Source organism: Paenalcaligenes hominis (assembly GCF_011927625.1).
GTDB lineage: Bacteria > Pseudomonadota > Gammaproteobacteria > Burkholderiales > Burkholderiaceae_B > Paenalcaligenes > Paenalcaligenes hominis.
This window is the reverse complement of the sequence record NZ_JAATIZ010000004.1, coordinates 64,640-79,851: the sequence shown is the minus strand read 5'-3', so window position 1 is coordinate 79,851 and position 15,212 is coordinate 64,640. Positions and strand designations below refer to the sequence as shown.

The following is a 15,212-nucleotide window of genomic DNA, read 5'->3' as shown; positions in this document are numbered from 1 at the left end:
GTTATGAAAGGCGCATGGTCATCAATTCGAGAGTGGTATCAACAGGCTAACGAATTAGGAACGGAGTTCTACAATGCGCCTTATCGAGCGGCGATAGCTCGAGCCAAGCGCGAAGAAGACGATCTATTTATGTTGCTAGTGTTTGCTGAAATGATGGGTATACCAAATCCCGCTTCTTGGTACACACTGGAGCTACAGCCAATTCTATTAGAACGGTTTCACGATTGGCATACCCGTATGGGTATGGAGCGCTCGCCGCTTGATCATTTTAGGTGTTGCTAAATGACAATTCCTTTTTCACAACTCATGCAGCAACGCGTGATCCTTGTCGGTGGTAAAGGCGGGGTAGGGAAAACAACAGTATCCGCGGCCATAGCAGTCAAGGCCGCGGCGGCGTTTAATAAAAATGTGCTGTTGGTGTCTACTGATCCAGCCCATAGTCTTAGTGATGTATTTGGGCGCGCTATTGGCAGTAAGGCTGTACACCTGCAGCACCACTTACATGCCCTAGAGCTAGACCCCGAAAAAGAAGTCGATTTGTATCTAGAGCGCGTGTTAAGTCAAATGCGGCGCTACGCAGGCCCCGACCAAATTCACGAACTGCAACGTCATTTGCGGTTATCTCGGTTATCACCTGGCGCCCAAGAGGCCGCTTTACTAGAGCGCATGGCGCAATTACTGCAACATGGGCTAGACGAGTATGATTTAATTATTTTTGACACGGCGCCCACAGGGCATACCTTACGCTTATTAAGTCTGCCCGAAGTCATGGCAGCATGGACAGACGGCTTACTTAAACACAACAAGCGCTCCGAACAATTAGGCAAGGTGTTAGCTCATCTTAGCCCGGACAAAGATGTCAACAATATTTTTAAAAGCCCACACGAAACCAAACATGCGGGCTTAGATGAAAAAAGCCAGGAACTTGTCCATACACTCGAGGCTAGACAAAGCTTATTTCATCATGCGCGGCGTGTGCTACACGACCCCAAACTAGCCAGTTTTATTTTTGTTTTGACGGCCGAACGTTTACCCGTTTTAGAAACAGAGCGTGCCGTGCAGTCCCTTAAAGACATAGGGGTTAATGTAGCCGGTTTAATTATTAATCGCTTATTACCGCCTCAGCTCGAAGGGGGGTTTTGGCAAGCTCATCTAACGCGTCAGCACGATTATTTACAACAAATTGAACAGCGTTTAGGCCAATTGCCACAGCATCATTTATGGCTACAAGAACAGGAAATTCAAGGGCCAGAGGCCTTAGAGCAATTTGCCGCAGGATTATCTACTGACTAAGCATTTGAATGGTATTGATAACTATTATCATTACTGTTAAGATGGCGCTTTAGCTAGGCACGGCATGGCCGTGGCGCTCCCATTTTATTAGTACGTGTAGGTATGCCTCATCCATCTCACCATCAGTTAGATCGTTCGCGCCTCTGGCTCAAGATTACAGGTATTGCTGCTGCTGTTGGTATACACGCCAGTGTATTTGCTTTTCTCGTATATAGCTCAGAACCAAAACGAGCAGCTGAACTGGGCCAAGAGGAAATCATAGGCATAAGTTTATTGGACCTAAGTGAGCCAGAAGACAACCTGACCGCCGATGAGGTAGCCGAAGTCGTGGCGGAAGCAACGGTAGAAGAGGTGATTGAGCCCGAACCTGAACCTGAACCCGAGATCGAACCCGAACCTGAGATCGAGCCGGAACCTGAGATTGAACCGGAGCCCGAGCCCGAGCCCGAGCCCGAGCCTATCGTCGAGGATCCTGTCATTCCAGAGCCTGTGGTGGAAAAACCGAAGCCTCAGCCCAAGCCGCAACCAAAGCCAAAACCAAAACCGGTCCCTCAGCCTGAACCCAAGCCTGTCCCTCAGCCCAAGCCTGAGCCAAAAAAAATAGCAGAGGTGGCTAAACCCGCCACAGCGCCTCAACCTGCCGATCCTCAGAAAGCGGCCGGTGGTCAACAAGCCAAAGCGATCGACCCCAATCAACCCCGTGTCATTGGCCAGGTTAACTATCTAGGGGCCGCGCCACGCCCGGTATACCCGCGCGCATCCCAACGACGCAATGAGCAGGGCACAGTGGTTGTCCGGGTGCTTATTTCTACTCAAGGCACGGTGGTCGATGTGTGGGTAAAAAATACCTCTGGGCATACGCGTTTAGATGAGGCTGCGCTTAACGCGGTGCGCAAAGTAAAGTTCAAGCCGTATACCGAAAATGGTGTTGCCTACAGGGCAATGGCCGATATCCCTTTTGATTTTGTTTTATAGGACTCAGGCATGATGCAGGAGCTATTCGATGCGTTATTTGTTAGCATAGCGCAACTCAGCAGTGTTAGCACTGACTTACAGGAACCCATTCAACACACCGCACAGGCCGCAGCCAGCACAACCAATGCTTTGGCGCCAGCTGCTTTAACCCAAGCAGAAGCTCAAGAGGGTGGCATGTTGCATTTTATCGCGCAAAGCGACTGGGTAGGAAAAAGCTTATTTGGGATTCTTTTATTAATGTCAGTGGCAAGCTGGTATTTGATTATTGTGAAAAGCATCACCAATATGCGTTTAAAAAGTCGTTCTAAACGTTTTTTACGCGAGTTTTGGGCGGCCAGCTCATTAGAGCAAGTGAAAAATGAAATTGCTACTCACGGAGCTACCGAACCTTTTGCTCATTTAGCCAGTCATGCTATCCATGCAGAAAGTCATCATGCTAAGTACGGTGCGTTACGTCTAGAGGAAAAAGGCTCTACCCAAGCTTTTGTGACGCGTATTATGCGTAAAGTCATTGATGAGGAAACGGCTCGTTTAGAAAATGGATTGACACTCTTGGCCTCTGTCGGTTCCACTTCACCTTTTGTGGGCTTGTTTGGTACGGTTTGGGGGGTCTATCACGCGCTAATCAATATTGGCTTGTCCAGTGAGGTCGCATTAAATAGTATTGCTGGCCCCGTGGGTGAGGCATTAATTATGACTGGCTTAGGTTTGGCAGTGGCGATCCCTGCCGTGTTGGCTTATAACGCATTTGTCCGTGCTAACCGCGTTTATTTAGCTCAGCTTGATGCGTTTGCTCATGATCTGTTTACTTTCCTGACCACAGGGCAACAGGTCGCCGAAAGCAACGGTAAATCCCCCTCAAGTAAATAAGGACATCCCATGTCGTTTGGAAGCTTTGATCGCAATAGCTCACACAATGCCACGAATGCGGAAATAAATATGGTGCCATTGATTGACGTGATGTTAGTGCTACTGGTTATTTTTCTTATTACGGCGCCGTTACTGACTCATTCCATTTCTGTGCAGTTGCCTCAAGCTTCTGCCCAAGCAGTGGAAAACGAAAAAAAATATTTGGATTTAGCGATTACTTTAGATGGGGCGCTGTATCTGGATAATAATGAAGTTCAGCTAGAAGACTTAACCGCAGCATTACAACCGTATTCCCTAGAAAACCCACAACCTGAAATTCGTATTCGTGCCGATCACGACACACGGTACGAGCTGTTAGCTCAGGTAATGAGTAAAGCTAAGGCCTCTGGTCTAGCACGGTTAGGCTTTGTCACCCGTCCTGACAGCACAGCGACTGTACCAGAGGCTCCCTAAATAGCGTTAATCAGTATAAAATCGTGCTATGCGATTACTAATTATTGAAGACGATCACGTATTAGGGCCTGCCTTGCAGGACTTTTTACAAGCTCAAGGCTACCAAACACAGCTGATTACCCGTGGTGATCAGCTGTTGTCACAATTAGAGCAATACCCCGCCGATTTACTTGTACTAGACCTAAACCTCCCAGGAAAAAGTGGGCTAGAAGTATTGCAAGAATTACGCCAGCGCGGCCACGAGGTACCCGTTTTAATTTTAACGGCACGTGATGCCCTCGAAGACCGTGTTGCAGGTCTGGATGCCGGTGCCGATGATTACGTCACCAAACCTTTTGAGCTCGCAGAGCTCGCTGCCCGTGTTCGTGTATTAGCTCGTCGTTACCCTGGGCATAATCATCAGCGGCTCGAAGTAGGTGCTTTGCAACTCGATATGCAACATAAAGAATTACTTTATGCGGGGCAACGCTTGGCCGTTTCAGTGCGCGAGTTCTCTTTATTGCAATTACTGATGCAACGTGCTGGCAAGGTCGTTACCAAGCAGCAAATTATTCAATTTCTCTCCGAAGGAGAGGCCGACTTCAGTGACAATGCGGTAGAGGTTTATATATATCGACTCCGAAAACGACTCGAACCCACGGGTCTAAGTATTCAAACCCTGCGTGGGTTTGGTTATGTGCTCGAGCCGAACCATGAAACGACCCATTAAGCAATTACGGTTGTCATTACATAAAGGCAGCCTTGCTCGGCATTTAATGCTGCGTCTTTTTCCGCCTATTGCTTTATTAGTGATATTGGATTTAGCTGTAACGTGGGTGCTAACCAGCCGTATGCATCTAGAGGAATGGCTATTACGCGATATCTTTTGGACGATGCTACTTAGTCAACTGCTTTGGGTGGCTTTATTTGGCTGGGTACTTATTGCTGGGTTACGCTCGGGCTTGCAGGCTGTAGAGCGGCTTGGTGCAGAGATTGCAGCGCAGGATGCAGACGAGCTGCAGCCTTTAGTGGCCGAGGACTTACCCGCGGAATTACGGCCTTTAGTCGACCATTTTAATCAGCTGCTCATACGCTTAGATGAAAGCGTGGCTGCCCAAAAGCGGTTCATTGCCCACGCTGCGCATCAACTGCGCACCCCTTTAAGTACACTACGCTTAGAATCAGAGCTCATGCTAGCTAAAGACCTAGCAGTAGAAATGCGTGCACCGGTTGAACGAATAAAGTTAAGTACAGAACGTATGATCCGACTGGGACAACAATTATTAGTCCTAGCGCGCGTAGACGCAGCGGCTAGTCCTACAGATTGCTTTGTTCGTTTGGATTTATGTGAATGGGCACGCACAAGTGGCGCTGAATGGATTCAGGCAGCTCATAAAAAACAATTAGAATTACAGTTAATTGCCCCCGAGACGCCAGTCTGGGTGGATGCTGACCCATTGCTATTAGACGAGCTTTTAGGGAATTTAATTGATAACGCGCTCTGCTATTCACAGGCTCAACATCAAATCACAATACGCGTTACCGCGAATCCGCCTACCTTAAGTGTAGAAGATGATGGTATAGGTATTGACCTTAAAGACAGCCATCAACTTTTTGAAGCGTTTTACCGTGGTGCTGACAATCAACAAAGTGATGGGTCAGGCTTGGGGCTTGCCATTGTACGAGAAATCGCCTTGGCACATGGGGCGGGCTGGAATCTATTAAGCCGTCCTCATTATAAAGGAACACGCATTAGCATTGTTTTTCCAGGCCCGCGTATGGGTATCGGCTTAAGACGCCAACTGCGCCCTAACGAATAGGGGCAGGCTGTGTTGGAATACTACGCACCGGATTGGTGGGCACAACAGAAGTCGGTTCTTCTTGAATGGTAATGGTGGATTCACGCAAAATCCCGCCGCCTTCGACGGATCCAAATTCTTTAGAGGGAATCTGTCCTGTCATTTGCGCAACGCAGTCTTCCTGAGCAGAGGCAGATTGCAAAGCTCGGCAACGTGCAATACGGTTTTGTGTCAAGGTTGATTCACTGATCTGTGCAGGCGGAGTCCGTTTAGCTTGTTGCAGGGCAGCGCCAGCATCGCGTTTGCAGTTTTGCTTTGCGGCGGCCTCGTTAAGTTGATTACATACCGCCATCGCGTCGTTGTAGGCTTGTTGTGGCGTGGGATTTTGAGCCTGAGCACTATGAAAACCTAAAGACATCACAAGGCTAGATACAACTAATAGAGATTTCTTCATCATTGACTCCTTGGGTTAATGCCGAGATTTAAGTGTAACAACAATAAAAGCAACTAAAAGTAATGGAGTGCTGCTGATTACTTAGGCGGTAATTTAATCTCTGTTTTCATTGGCATATCCATTAAACCTGGCTCATCAGGCGCATACTCAGCCAAACGCTGTTTGGTTTCACGTTTAATAGCGGCGCGCATAAGCAATATTGCCGTTACAGGAGAAGTGACTACAAGAAGTACTGTAATAATTAAAGGATACACCAACAGTTTTTTGGCGCCAAAACTAGCCACTAATGCACAAGCAACGAGCAGGCAAAAAACACCTAAAGTATTACCTAAGGTGGGCGCATGCATACGAGAATAAAAGTGGCGTAATCGAACTAAGCCTAACGTGCCTACCAGCGTAATAATGCCGCTTAATGCAATTAAAAGACTAATTAATACCGTAAGCCAAAGTGGAAATTCATTCATGGTTCGATCACCTCGCCACGTAATAAAAACTTAGCCATTGCGGCTGAACCTACAAAACCGAACAAGGCAATTAACAACGCAATATCAAAGTAAAGGATAGAGTTAAAACGCAAGCCCAACGCCAGCAAAGCCATTAAACCATTGCTATACATGGTATCTAGAGCTAACACACGATCGGCAGCGGTGGGCCCTGTCATTAAACGATACACAGAAATGCCCATGCCAATGGTGTAACAAGCTAACGCAAAAAGGCTAGCCCAATGTAGTAGTGCATTCATTCAAAAATCTCTATTAAGGGTTCTTGATATCTTTTTTGGATAGTATCTAACCACTGTTGCTCATCTTTAAGGTCAAGAATATGCAGTGTTAATACGTGTGTATTGTAGTTAAAGCCCGCCCAAACCGTACCAGGTGTATACGTAATAATGCAGGCTAGAGCTGCTAACCCATGAGGGTCTTTAAGACGAATCGGTATGTCTAAAAAGCCTGGAGTAGGATGGGCTTTTTGTCTAAATAAAACGATATACCCTACGTCATAATTCGATTTAACGATATCCACCGCAACATGCCAACACAAGCGCAAGGCGATAAAGGGGTGATGCATGGTGGCTCGAATAGGCCTAAAGGGAAGAGCCGCCACACTTAGGGCAATGCCTAAACCAACAGCTAAAACCACGTTTCCCTTTGATATGCCATTTAATAATAACCAAAGAAAAGCGAGTAGAACGGGCAAAAATAAGAACTGCGCATATTTTTTAATCATACATGCCCCCTTCATGCACAGGGCGGATAGAATCGCGCGCTAATACAGCCGAAATATAACTACTTGGTGTATCGAGATAGGCGGCGGTTTGTTCTAAATACTGAATAATCGGGCCTGCTCGCATAGTTAATACAACACAGACCGCAATTAAACTAGCAACTGGCAAGGCTTCATTCAGACGCAAACGCGGTACTTTAATATCGCTAAAACTCCAAAATAAGCGAATTCCCGTGCGTGAAAAAGCCATTAAGCCAATAAAGCCTGATACCAATACGGTTGCTGTGAGAATCCAAGCATTACCGGTGGCTCCAGAAGCCTTAAGTGCGGCGGATAATAATGACAGTTTTGCCACAAAGCCCGACAGAGGGGGCAAGCCTATAATTAGCAAGGCACAGGCAATGAATGACATCCCTAAAAAAACCATTGCGGCAGGGATGGCAATGCCAATCACATCGTCAGAGCTATCTTCACTTTCTGGGTCGGTCAGATCAAAGGCTTCTTGGCTGACAGCTAACAAATCTGAGCCAAAACTCTGTGCGCGTCCTACCATTTCAAGCAACATGAAAAAAGCAGCCGTGGCTGGCACAGAGCTAAGTAAGTAGTATAAAGCAGGGCCCGTTAAGGTAACGCCAGGCATACCTAAAGCAGCTAAAAGCGTACCAGAGGAAATGACAATACAGTAACTGGCCATGCGTTCGGGCTGATGCGTAGCCAGCAAACCGAATGACCCAAAAGCTAGGGTGGCTATACCGACAGGAAACATCCAGTCCCCCCCGAAGGCAGCGGGGGCGCCCGTAGGCACTAGCAGTGAACCAATGCGCAGCAAGGAATAAATGCCGACTTTGGTCATAATGGCAAACATAGCGGCTACAGGCGGACTTGTGTTCGCATAGGTGTCAATAAGCCAGTAATTGAGGGGCCAAGCCGCCGCTTTGATGAGAAAGGCAATGCCTAAGATAGCGGCGGCCGCCTCGAATAACCGCCTGTCACCCCCAGACAAGTGGCCGACTTTTGCTGCTAGATCGGCCATATTTAGGGTGCCTGTGACCCCGTAAACCAATGCTATTGCTATCAATAGTAAAAAGGAGGCCAGTAAATTGACTGCGATGTAGTGCAATCCTGCGCGCACTCGATCGCGTCCTGATCCGTGTAGCATTAGGCCATACGAGGCAGCTAAAAAGACTTCAAAAAATACAAAGAGGTTAAACAGATCGCCAGTTAAAAAAGCACCGTTTAAGCCCATAATTAAGAGCTGAAACAACGGGTGAAAATGCACACCAACGCGATCCCACCGAGCGGTAGCATACCACCAAGTAGCGCTAGCTAAAATACAAGTCAAAACAAGCATTAAAGCGGCTAAGCGGTCCACTACCACCACGATACCAAAGGGCGCTGGCCAATCACCTAACAGGTAAACGCCAACCCCATGCAGCCAATTTGTATCAATTGAGCCGTCTGCCATACCTAACAAAGTAACTGCAACTACCAACTGAAGCGCCAAGGAAAGCACACCAAGTGTAATTTTAAGCTGACGGTTTTTGTCTCTGACAAGCAGCATAAGAGCCGCGGTCAACAAAGGAATGGCAATAGGGAATATGGGTAAGTGCTGCTGCCACATTAGGCTTGTTCCTCGCGTCCATCAACATGATCCGTACCAGTGAAGCCGCGATTTGCAAGCAGCACAACCAAAAATAACGCCGTCGTCGCAAACCCAATAACAATAGCAGTCAGTACTAAGGCCTGAGGTAGCGGATCTGCATACAGACTTGGATCGGCCCCAAGCTCATTGGAAATGACCGGAGGAGCGCCCACCCGGATTCGACCCATAGCAAAAATAAAAAGGTTTACCGCATAGGAAAGCAGTGAGAGGCCCATGATGAACTGAAAGGTCCGAGGACGTAGCAACAACCAAATTCCAGAACCGGCAAGTACACCAATCGCTAAGGAGAGAATGACTTCCATTAGTTATCCTTTTTATTTTGTAAAACACTTTGAATGGCGGGGAGCATGCGATAAAAACGCAATGATTGGTGAGCAAGGGCAACCAAAATCAATACCGTAGACCCCACCACCAACATGAATACGCCTATGTCAAAAAGCAGGGCACTTGAGGTATGGATTGTGCCCAACCAAGGCAACTTAATATCCCAGCTCTGGGCGGCTAAAAAGGGTTTGGCATACCACCACACCATCATGGCGGCGAGCCCGGCAGTCAGCATACCGCTAGCAATCCACGTTTGTGGTTGGATTAAAGGCCTGGACTCTACCCATACAATCCCACCCACCATGTATTGCAAAATAATGGCGGTGGCCATAATTAAGCCAGCAACAAACCCACCGCCTGGCAAATTATGACCGCGTAATAAAAAGTACACGGAAATAAGGGCCGCAATGGGCATAAGTAAACGCACCAGCACAGCAGGGATACGCATAATGCCATCGGGCAAAAGGGCATGCGGATCGGGCTCATCAAAGGTGGTGCTAAGCATACTGTGCTGATTTTGACGACGCGCTAAAGGTTCGGCTACGGTTTCTACAGGCGGTCTAAAACGACGTAGCAATGCAAAAACACTGAGTGCGACGATGCCCAACACGGTAATTTCCCCAAACGTATCAAACCCGCGGAAATCGACTAAGATCACATTCACTACATTCGCTCCCCCCCCAAGAGGCAAGGCTTTCTCAACTAAGAAAGACGAAATGCCGTCGGTTGTAGGACGCGTCAAAATGGCAAAACTTAATGCGGCAATGCCTGTGCCGCCAATCACAGCGACGCTCAAGTCGCGGATGCGGCGGAATCGAGCTTGGGAGCGCGTTAAACGCAGTCCATCGGGAATAGGGATACGTTTAGGTAGCCAGCGTAAGCCCAGTAAAATGAGCACCACGGTGACCACTTCAACCGCCAGTTGAGTTAGAGCTAAGTCGGGTGCAGACAGCCAGGCATAGCTGAGACTAGTCACTAAGCCCGCACCACCAGAGAGCAAAAGAGCCGCGGGGCGATGAAATTTCGCATAATAGGCGGCGCTTAAGGCACACGCAGCGCCCGCTACCCAGATAATAGCGAAAAGTGGATCAACCGGACTGAGATGGCCTAAAGCAAACCATCCATTTTTATGTAAAGGCAACGCGGCGACCACAAAGGTAGCCAATAATATAAGCAGTACTTGACGCTGGAGGCGATCAGAGTAGGTATGGCGAATAATAAAGTCCGCTCCGGCTTCAATCCACCCCATTAGCCATTCGAAAATACTGCCTGCGTTAATCGTGTAAAGCAGTGGGGCACGGTCTGATCGGCCTTTACGGTAACGATTCAGTATGCCAATAAGGATAACCCCCCCCAAAGTGGCGATCACACTCATTAACAGCGGAACATTAAAGCCATGCCAAATATGTAAATTGTACTGGGGGGTTGCAGCCCCAAGAATAGAATGCACTGCCACATACAAGACAGGCCCGACCGTATAAGTAGGAAATACCCCCACAATTAAGCAAATACATACCAAGATTGCGCTAGGAATAAGCATTAAACGAGGGGGTTCGTGGGGTGTGCGCGGTAGATTATGGGCAGGTGGGCCAAAAAACACCTGGCTGATAAAGCGATACGAGTACGCCACACTAAATACACTGGCAGCCACCGCAACAAAGGGCAAAATCCGGTTAAACCAACTGCCATTGGCGCTGAAGACCGCCTCTGTGAAAAACATTTCTTTGGATAAAAAGCCATTTAACAACGGTACACCAGCCATGGATGCCGCTGCTACAGTAGCCAGCGTGGCAGTCACTGGCATAAAGTGACGCAACCCAGAAAGCCGGTTTAAGTTGCGCGTACCGGACTCGTGGTCAACGATACCAGCGGCCATAAACAGCGAGGCTTTAAAAGTCGCGTGATTAATAATGTGAAATATAGCGGCAACTAATGCCATGGGAGTGCTTAAACCAAGTAGGACGGTAATTAGCCCTAGATGACTGATGGTGGAATAGGCAAGTACGCCTTTCATATCCCGTTGAAAGGTAGCCAGGTAGGCACCCAGACTAAGGGAAATCAACCCGGCGCCGCCTACCACCCACAGCCATGCTTCGGTACCCGCCATGACAATCCAAAAACGGGCCAGTAAAAACACCCCCATTTTCACCATAGTGGCTGAGTGTAAATAAGCAGAAACTGGGGTTGGGGCAGCCATAGCGCGTGGCAACCACAAATGAAAAGGGAATTGAGCACTTTTAGTAAAGGCACCTAAAAGCAGTAGCGTCAGTAAGATGGGATACCAATGGTGGGACTGAATTTGTTCGCGAGATTGAAGTACAGTATGTAGGTCATAGCTGCCTGCCACGTGTCCCAGCATTAAGACACCTGCAAGCAAACATAGGCCACCTCCGCCTGTGATAACTAATGACATGCGCGCACCGCGTCGTGCGTCTCGTCGATGGTACCAGTAGGCAATGAGCATGAACGAAGAGAGACTGGTTAGTTCCCAAAAGACCACCAGTTGGATCAAATTGCCTGAAATGACCACCCCAAGCATGGACCCCATGAAGGCTTGGAGAAACGCAAAAAATCGTCGTGCAGGATCTTTGGGCGATAAATAATAATGTGCATACAGAGCAATTAAGGCGCCCATCACACTGACTATTAAACTAAATAGCCACGCAAACCCATCCATACGCAGTGTGAAATCAATGCCATGCGTAGGAATCCAGCGTGTACTGTATAGCAAGACTTCGCCATTGAAGATCGCTGGTGTGCAAAAAAGAGTGAACAAAGCACAGCTTGCCGCAACTACGCCTGCAAGGAGTGCATGGAAGGTGCGTTGAGAGGCGGGAAGTAGTGAAGAGAGTAGGCTGCCAATAAAGGGCAAGACTAAAATTATGAGCAAATACATCAGGCTCTCTGCAGCAAAGTGGTTTATTTAGCCCTTAATAATACGACATTTGTTGCTATTTTTCGCAGAAGAAATACAAAGCAGCGTTAAGGGGAGAAAGAAGTCCTTGATCTATATCAATCAGTTTTGCTCGTAAAAACGCCATACTATTTAGTAACAATACAGTATACGCACGCGTTTAGGGAGTAAAAATGCACGATATAGCGGAACCTATCGACATGGTACATATTTCAGAAAGTCTGATCAGACGCTTCGATCGGTCAGGGCCGCGTTATACCTCGTATCCCACTGCTGACCGGTTCGTCGATAATTTTAGTAGCGAACATTATATAACGGCTTTAGCGAAGCGTCAGCAAAATGTCAGCTTGCCCGATTATTCTGTGTATGTGCATTTGCCGTATTGCCAGTCTCTTTGCTATTTTTGTGCATGCAATAAAATCATTACCCAAGACACCACGCGTTCAGCTGCCTACGTGCAAACCGTATTAAAAGAGCTGCAGTTACTAGAGCCCCATTTGGGTCAAAACCGCTTGACAGGACAGTTGCATCTTGGCGGTGGGACGCCCACGTTTTTGCAGCACGAGGAACTCCAACTCCTGGTGCAAGGCATTCGTTCACAGTTTGATTTTGCGCCAGATGCCGAATTGGGCATAGAAATCGATCCTCGCACGGTAGCTAAAAACCGTTTAGAGCAATTAGCGGCTATCGGGTTTAATCGTACTAGCTTCGGTGTACAGGATTTTGACTCAGCGGTTCAAGCAGCGATCAACCGCATTCAGCCTTTAGAAATGGTGGCACGCGCAATGGATGCCAGCCGCGCTGCGGGGTTTCAGTCTATTAATACCGATTTAATTTACGGTTTACCTAAACAAAGCCTAGATAGCTTTGAGCAAACTGTTACAGCGCTTGTGGCACTGCGGCCTGATCGTATTGCGTTATATAACTATGCGCATTTACCTCAGCGCTTTAAGGCCCAACGTTTAATTCACGCAGATGATCTGCCATCTGCCGATGAGCGTTTGCAAATTTTTTTAATGGCCGCACAGCGGCTTTTGGATGCTGGCTATGAATACATCGGTCTGGATCATTTTGCATTACCCGATGACGAGCTAAATAAAGCGCGCCTAGACAAAAGCTTACACAGAAATTTTCAGGGTTACACCACACGTGCCAATAGTGATCTGATTGGTTTAGGGGTGTCTGCTATTGGTAAAGTAGGTCAGACCCATATCCAAAATCAACGCTCTTTAAACGCCTACACGGAACAAATTAACGCTGGTCAGCTAGCGACGTTCCGCGGTCACGTGATGCACAACGAGGATGTATTACGTGAAGAGCTCATCATGACCTTAATGTGCAGTATGCCAATCGATTTTCATGACTACTACCAGCGTTACGGTATCCATTTAACCCAACGTTTTGCTGATGAGTTAGCTGCTCTGCGTCCTTATGTCGAGGCAGATCTGCTTGAGTTAGACGCTGACCACATGCAAGTCACAGCAAAAGGCCGTTTATTTGTACGGGCAATCAGTATGGAGTTCGATCAATACTTGCGCCAAAGCACGACCGCCACCTATTCAAAACTAATCTAGAGAACATTATGGCTCAAGCTAAACTTACTTATACGGTTGCGCCCCAGTATTTACAAAGCCATCCCTTATTTAAGGACTGGGGGGCAGAGGAGTTAGGGCGCTTTTATGAGCAATGCCATCGGGTTGGTTTTGCTGAAAATGAGTATTTGTTTAAGCGCGACCAAGGCTGCGTCGCTTTTTATATTGTGGAAACAGGGGCGGTGCAATTGCAATGGCAAACGCAGACCAATCAGGTTAAAAGCTTGCACTACCGCACTACAGGTGGTGCCGTAGGAGACGCTTGTGTATTAATGGGTGATACCTATCGGGTTGATGCCTTGGCCTTAGAGCCGACCGTTGCCCTTAAAGTTACTAAACAACATTTTTATACTTGGCTAGCTAACCACCCTTTATTGATGATGGGGCTCGTAGCGCAGTTAAGTCAGAACCTGTGTTATTTATTTGGTGATGTAATGACAATGCACTCGGTTTCTGGCACCCAACGTGTCATTCATTATTTGGTGGATCGCATCCCATTAAAAAAACACCAGCGCATCGAGCTCGATCGCTCTAAAGCGCATATAGCAGCAAGCTTAAACTTAACGCCCGAGCATTTTTCACGCATTTTAAATGACTTGATTAAAAATAAGTTTATTGAGGTGACTGGCCGTCAGGTCATAGTAAAGGACCTAGACGGCTTACTAGGCTATACGCGTTAAACAGGGCTTTTCTTTTCGCCGCCCAAAGCCTCTAAGAGCTCGTGAATCAATACATTGAGCTCAGAGCTCATAAGTAAAAAATCAGCGTCAAACACATGAGCCTCGTCGTGACTTTCAGATTGATTTTGTTCGGTCAGTAGATCGGTGGGCGCAATACGCTTTAACTCAAGTCCCTCGGTTAGCACAAACGAAATTTTATCGGACCAAGTTAAGGCCAAACGGGTGCATTGTTTGCCGTCCACAATATGATTACGTACCTCGTCGCTGTCTAAATTGTGGCGTGCATAACGTACTACCGAACGGCTTTCCCCACTGCCTTTAAGCTCTGCGTCTTGATCAATGGTAAAAGGGTAGGGCAAGGTGAAGTCAGCAAGCCAACTGGTCATGGCCGCAGCGGGGGACTGTTGGGTGTATACCGGCAGTGCTGGAAAAAGATCAAAGGTTTTAGCAATAAGCCCCATGACCTCGTCTGCTGTGGCGGCCGCTGCAGCATCAATGGCTAACCATCGGTTTTCTGGGTCTATCCATACCGACACAAAGCGCTCGATACTAAACGCGCGCGGCAAGAGCTCTGTAATTAAGTCCTCTTTGAGCTCTTTCATTTGTTTACGGCCGACCTTATAGCCTTGTTCTTCTTCTTTGTCTTTGGCTCGGGCTCGGGCAATTTGATTAATGACTGTGCTGGGCAAGAGCTTTTTTTCAGCTTTAGCTGTAAGTAAAATTTGGCCCTGAACCCGATGCACTAAATCAGTCTGCTCATGAGCTGGCGCCCACCCGAGGCTAACAGGGTCTTGGCTTGAACCTGGGGTAAACGCTTTTTTAGCAACTAGCTCGTCAATTGAGTCGGCAGTCCATTCAGGATGAAGGCGGAAAAGTCGTAAGTTTTTAAACCACATGTGAATTTAGTAATTAGTGAAAAGAAGCATTCTATTCTATGCCACAAGTATAAAACGTGCTGCAGGTTAATTTGAGCCATTAGCACTAAACATTAC

17 protein-coding genes are annotated in these 15,212 nt (G+C 47.5%); 9 read left to right on the top strand and 8 right to left on the bottom strand.

Annotation, left to right across the window (positions count from 1 at the left end; all coding sequences use genetic code 11):
- Positions 1 to 3: 3 nt before the first annotated feature.
- The 7 genes from GGR41_RS10325 to GGR41_RS10295 all read left to right on the top strand — a co-directional run bounded on the left by GGR41_RS10325 (position 4) and on the right by GGR41_RS10295 (position 5,390).
- Positions 4 to 282 carry a cory-CC-star protein gene (locus GGR41_RS10325; protein WP_077732982.1) on the top strand — a complete coding sequence of 93 codons (279 nt, stop codon included), beginning with the start codon at positions 4 to 6 and terminating at the stop codon, positions 280 to 282.
- Positions 283 to 1,293, top strand: coding sequence for an ArsA family ATPase (locus GGR41_RS10320; protein WP_188372615.1), 1,011 nt, complete (start codon positions 283 to 285; stop codon positions 1,291 to 1,293).
- A 102-nt stretch (positions 1,294 to 1,395) separates the two neighbouring features.
- Positions 1,396 to 2,268, top strand: a complete 873-nt coding sequence (locus GGR41_RS10315; protein WP_167661774.1) for an energy transducer TonB — start codon at positions 1,396 to 1,398, stop codon at positions 2,266 to 2,268.
- A 9-nt stretch (positions 2,269 to 2,277) separates the two neighbouring features.
- Complete coding sequence (locus GGR41_RS10310; protein ID WP_167661773.1) at positions 2,278 to 3,138, top strand: MotA/TolQ/ExbB proton channel family protein; 861 nt, start codon at positions 2,278 to 2,280, stop codon at positions 3,136 to 3,138.
- A gap of 9 nt (positions 3,139 to 3,147) precedes the next feature.
- Positions 3,148 to 3,591 (top strand): ExbD/TolR family protein, encoded by a 444-nt coding sequence (locus GGR41_RS10305; protein WP_167661772.1) that lies wholly within the window; start codon positions 3,148 to 3,150, stop codon positions 3,589 to 3,591.
- Between the two features lie 28 nt (positions 3,592 to 3,619).
- Positions 3,620 to 4,300, top strand: coding sequence for a response regulator transcription factor (locus tag GGR41_RS10300; protein ID WP_167661771.1), 681 nt, complete (start codon positions 3,620 to 3,622; stop codon positions 4,298 to 4,300).
- Positions 4,284 to 5,390 (top strand): sensor histidine kinase, encoded by a 1,107-nt coding sequence (locus GGR41_RS10295; RefSeq protein WP_167661770.1) that lies wholly within the window; start codon positions 4,284 to 4,286, stop codon positions 5,388 to 5,390. Before GGR41_RS10300 ends, GGR41_RS10295 begins: the two co-directional genes overlap by 17 nt.
- Here GGR41_RS10295 and GGR41_RS10290 read toward each other — a convergent pair.
- The 7 genes from GGR41_RS10290 to GGR41_RS10260 form a co-directional block, all read right to left on the bottom strand.
- Entirely contained in the window at positions 5,380 to 5,826 is a 447-nt protein-coding gene (locus tag GGR41_RS10290) for a hypothetical protein (RefSeq protein ID WP_167661769.1), read from the bottom strand. The two genes, GGR41_RS10295 and GGR41_RS10290, sit on opposite strands and share 11 nt — an antisense overlap.
- A gap of 74 nt (positions 5,827 to 5,900) precedes the next feature.
- Entirely contained in the window at positions 5,901 to 6,287 is a 387-nt protein-coding gene (gene mnhG, locus GGR41_RS10285; protein WP_167661768.1) for a monovalent cation/H(+) antiporter subunit G, read from the bottom strand.
- Entirely contained in the window at positions 6,284 to 6,565 is a 282-nt protein-coding gene (locus GGR41_RS10280; protein ID WP_077732989.1) for a K+/H+ antiporter subunit F, read from the bottom strand. The genes mnhG and GGR41_RS10280 overlap by 4 nt, the downstream gene beginning before the upstream one ends.
- Positions 6,562 to 7,050: a Na+/H+ antiporter subunit E gene (locus GGR41_RS10275; protein ID WP_167661767.1), complete on the bottom strand. Its 489-nt coding sequence runs from the start codon at positions 7,048 to 7,050 to the stop codon at positions 6,562 to 6,564. The genes GGR41_RS10280 and GGR41_RS10275 overlap by 4 nt, the downstream gene beginning before the upstream one ends.
- Positions 7,043 to 8,668 (bottom strand): monovalent cation/H+ antiporter subunit D, encoded by a 1,626-nt coding sequence (locus GGR41_RS10270; RefSeq protein ID WP_167661766.1) that lies wholly within the window; start codon positions 8,666 to 8,668, stop codon positions 7,043 to 7,045. The genes GGR41_RS10275 and GGR41_RS10270 overlap by 8 nt, the downstream gene beginning before the upstream one ends.
- Positions 8,668 to 9,012 carry a Na+/H+ antiporter subunit C gene (locus tag GGR41_RS10265; protein WP_167661765.1) on the bottom strand — a complete coding sequence of 115 codons (345 nt, stop codon included), beginning with the start codon at positions 9,010 to 9,012 and terminating at the stop codon, positions 8,668 to 8,670. The genes GGR41_RS10270 and GGR41_RS10265 overlap by 1 nt, the downstream gene beginning before the upstream one ends.
- Positions 9,012 to 11,930, bottom strand: coding sequence for a monovalent cation/H+ antiporter subunit A (locus GGR41_RS10260; protein WP_167661764.1), 2,919 nt, complete (start codon positions 11,928 to 11,930; stop codon positions 9,012 to 9,014). The genes GGR41_RS10265 and GGR41_RS10260 overlap by 1 nt, the downstream gene beginning before the upstream one ends.
- Positions 11,931 to 12,121: 191 nt before the next feature.
- Here GGR41_RS10260 and hemN point away from each other — a divergent pair, with 191 nt between their 5' ends.
- Both hemN and GGR41_RS10250 read left to right on the top strand, forming a co-directional pair.
- The gene (gene hemN, locus GGR41_RS10255) at positions 12,122 to 13,522 is read left to right on the top strand and encodes an oxygen-independent coproporphyrinogen III oxidase (protein WP_167661763.1); all 1,401 of its coding nucleotides are present in this window, start codon (positions 12,122 to 12,124) and stop codon (positions 13,520 to 13,522) included.
- An 8-nt stretch (positions 13,523 to 13,530) separates the two neighbouring features.
- Positions 13,531 to 14,220: a Crp/Fnr family transcriptional regulator gene (locus GGR41_RS10250; protein ID WP_167661762.1), complete on the top strand. Its 690-nt coding sequence runs from the start codon at positions 13,531 to 13,533 to the stop codon at positions 14,218 to 14,220.
- Here the strand turns inward: GGR41_RS10250 and GGR41_RS10245 are convergent.
- Positions 14,217 to 15,116 (bottom strand): recombination-associated protein RdgC, encoded by a 900-nt coding sequence (locus GGR41_RS10245; protein ID WP_167661761.1) that lies wholly within the window; start codon positions 15,114 to 15,116, stop codon positions 14,217 to 14,219. The genes GGR41_RS10250 and GGR41_RS10245 overlap by 4 nt on opposite strands.
- Positions 15,117 to 15,212: the final 96 nt, after the last annotated feature.

Bases quoted from the DNA above. Each gene is read 5' to 3' on its own strand.
- GGR41_RS10260 (WP_167661764.1), bottom strand. From the start codon at position 11,930: ATGTATTTGCTCATAATTTTAGTCTTGCCCTTTATTGGCAGCCTACTC.
- GGR41_RS10315 (WP_167661774.1), top strand. From the start codon at position 1,396: ATGCCTCATCCATCTCACCATCAGTTAGATCGTTCGCGCCTCTGGCTC.
- GGR41_RS10295 (WP_167661770.1), top strand. From the start codon at position 4,284: ATGAAACGACCCATTAAGCAATTACGGTTGTCATTACATAAAGGCAGC.
- GGR41_RS10245 (WP_167661761.1), bottom strand. From the start codon at position 15,116: ATGTGGTTTAAAAACTTACGACTTTTCCGCCTTCATCCTGAATGGACT.
- GGR41_RS10290 (WP_167661769.1), bottom strand. From the start codon at position 5,826: ATGATGAAGAAATCTCTATTAGTTGTATCTAGCCTTGTGATGTCTTTA.
- GGR41_RS10310 (WP_167661773.1), top strand. From the start codon at position 2,278: ATGATGCAGGAGCTATTCGATGCGTTATTTGTTAGCATAGCGCAACTC.
- GGR41_RS10270 (WP_167661766.1), bottom strand. From the start codon at position 8,668: ATGTGGCAGCAGCACTTACCCATATTCCCTATTGCCATTCCTTTGTTG.
- GGR41_RS10300 (WP_167661771.1), top strand. From the start codon at position 3,620: ATGCGATTACTAATTATTGAAGACGATCACGTATTAGGGCCTGCCTTG.
- hemN (WP_167661763.1), top strand. From the start codon at position 12,122: ATGCACGATATAGCGGAACCTATCGACATGGTACATATTTCAGAAAGT.
- GGR41_RS10250 (WP_167661762.1), top strand. From the start codon at position 13,531: ATGGCTCAAGCTAAACTTACTTATACGGTTGCGCCCCAGTATTTACAA.
- GGR41_RS10320 (WP_188372615.1), top strand. From the start codon at position 283: ATGACAATTCCTTTTTCACAACTCATGCAGCAACGCGTGATCCTTGTC.
- mnhG (WP_167661768.1), bottom strand. From the start codon at position 6,287: ATGAATGAATTTCCACTTTGGCTTACGGTATTAATTAGTCTTTTAATT.
- GGR41_RS10265 (WP_167661765.1), bottom strand. From the start codon at position 9,012: ATGGAAGTCATTCTCTCCTTAGCGATTGGTGTACTTGCCGGTTCTGGA.
- GGR41_RS10280 (WP_077732989.1), bottom strand. From the start codon at position 6,565: ATGAATGCACTACTACATTGGGCTAGCCTTTTTGCGTTAGCTTGTTAC.
- GGR41_RS10275 (WP_167661767.1), bottom strand. From the start codon at position 7,050: ATGATTAAAAAATATGCGCAGTTCTTATTTTTGCCCGTTCTACTCGCT.
- GGR41_RS10325 (WP_077732982.1), top strand. From the start codon at position 4: ATGAAAGGCGCATGGTCATCAATTCGAGAGTGGTATCAACAGGCTAAC.
- GGR41_RS10305 (WP_167661772.1), top strand. From the start codon at position 3,148: ATGTCGTTTGGAAGCTTTGATCGCAATAGCTCACACAATGCCACGAAT.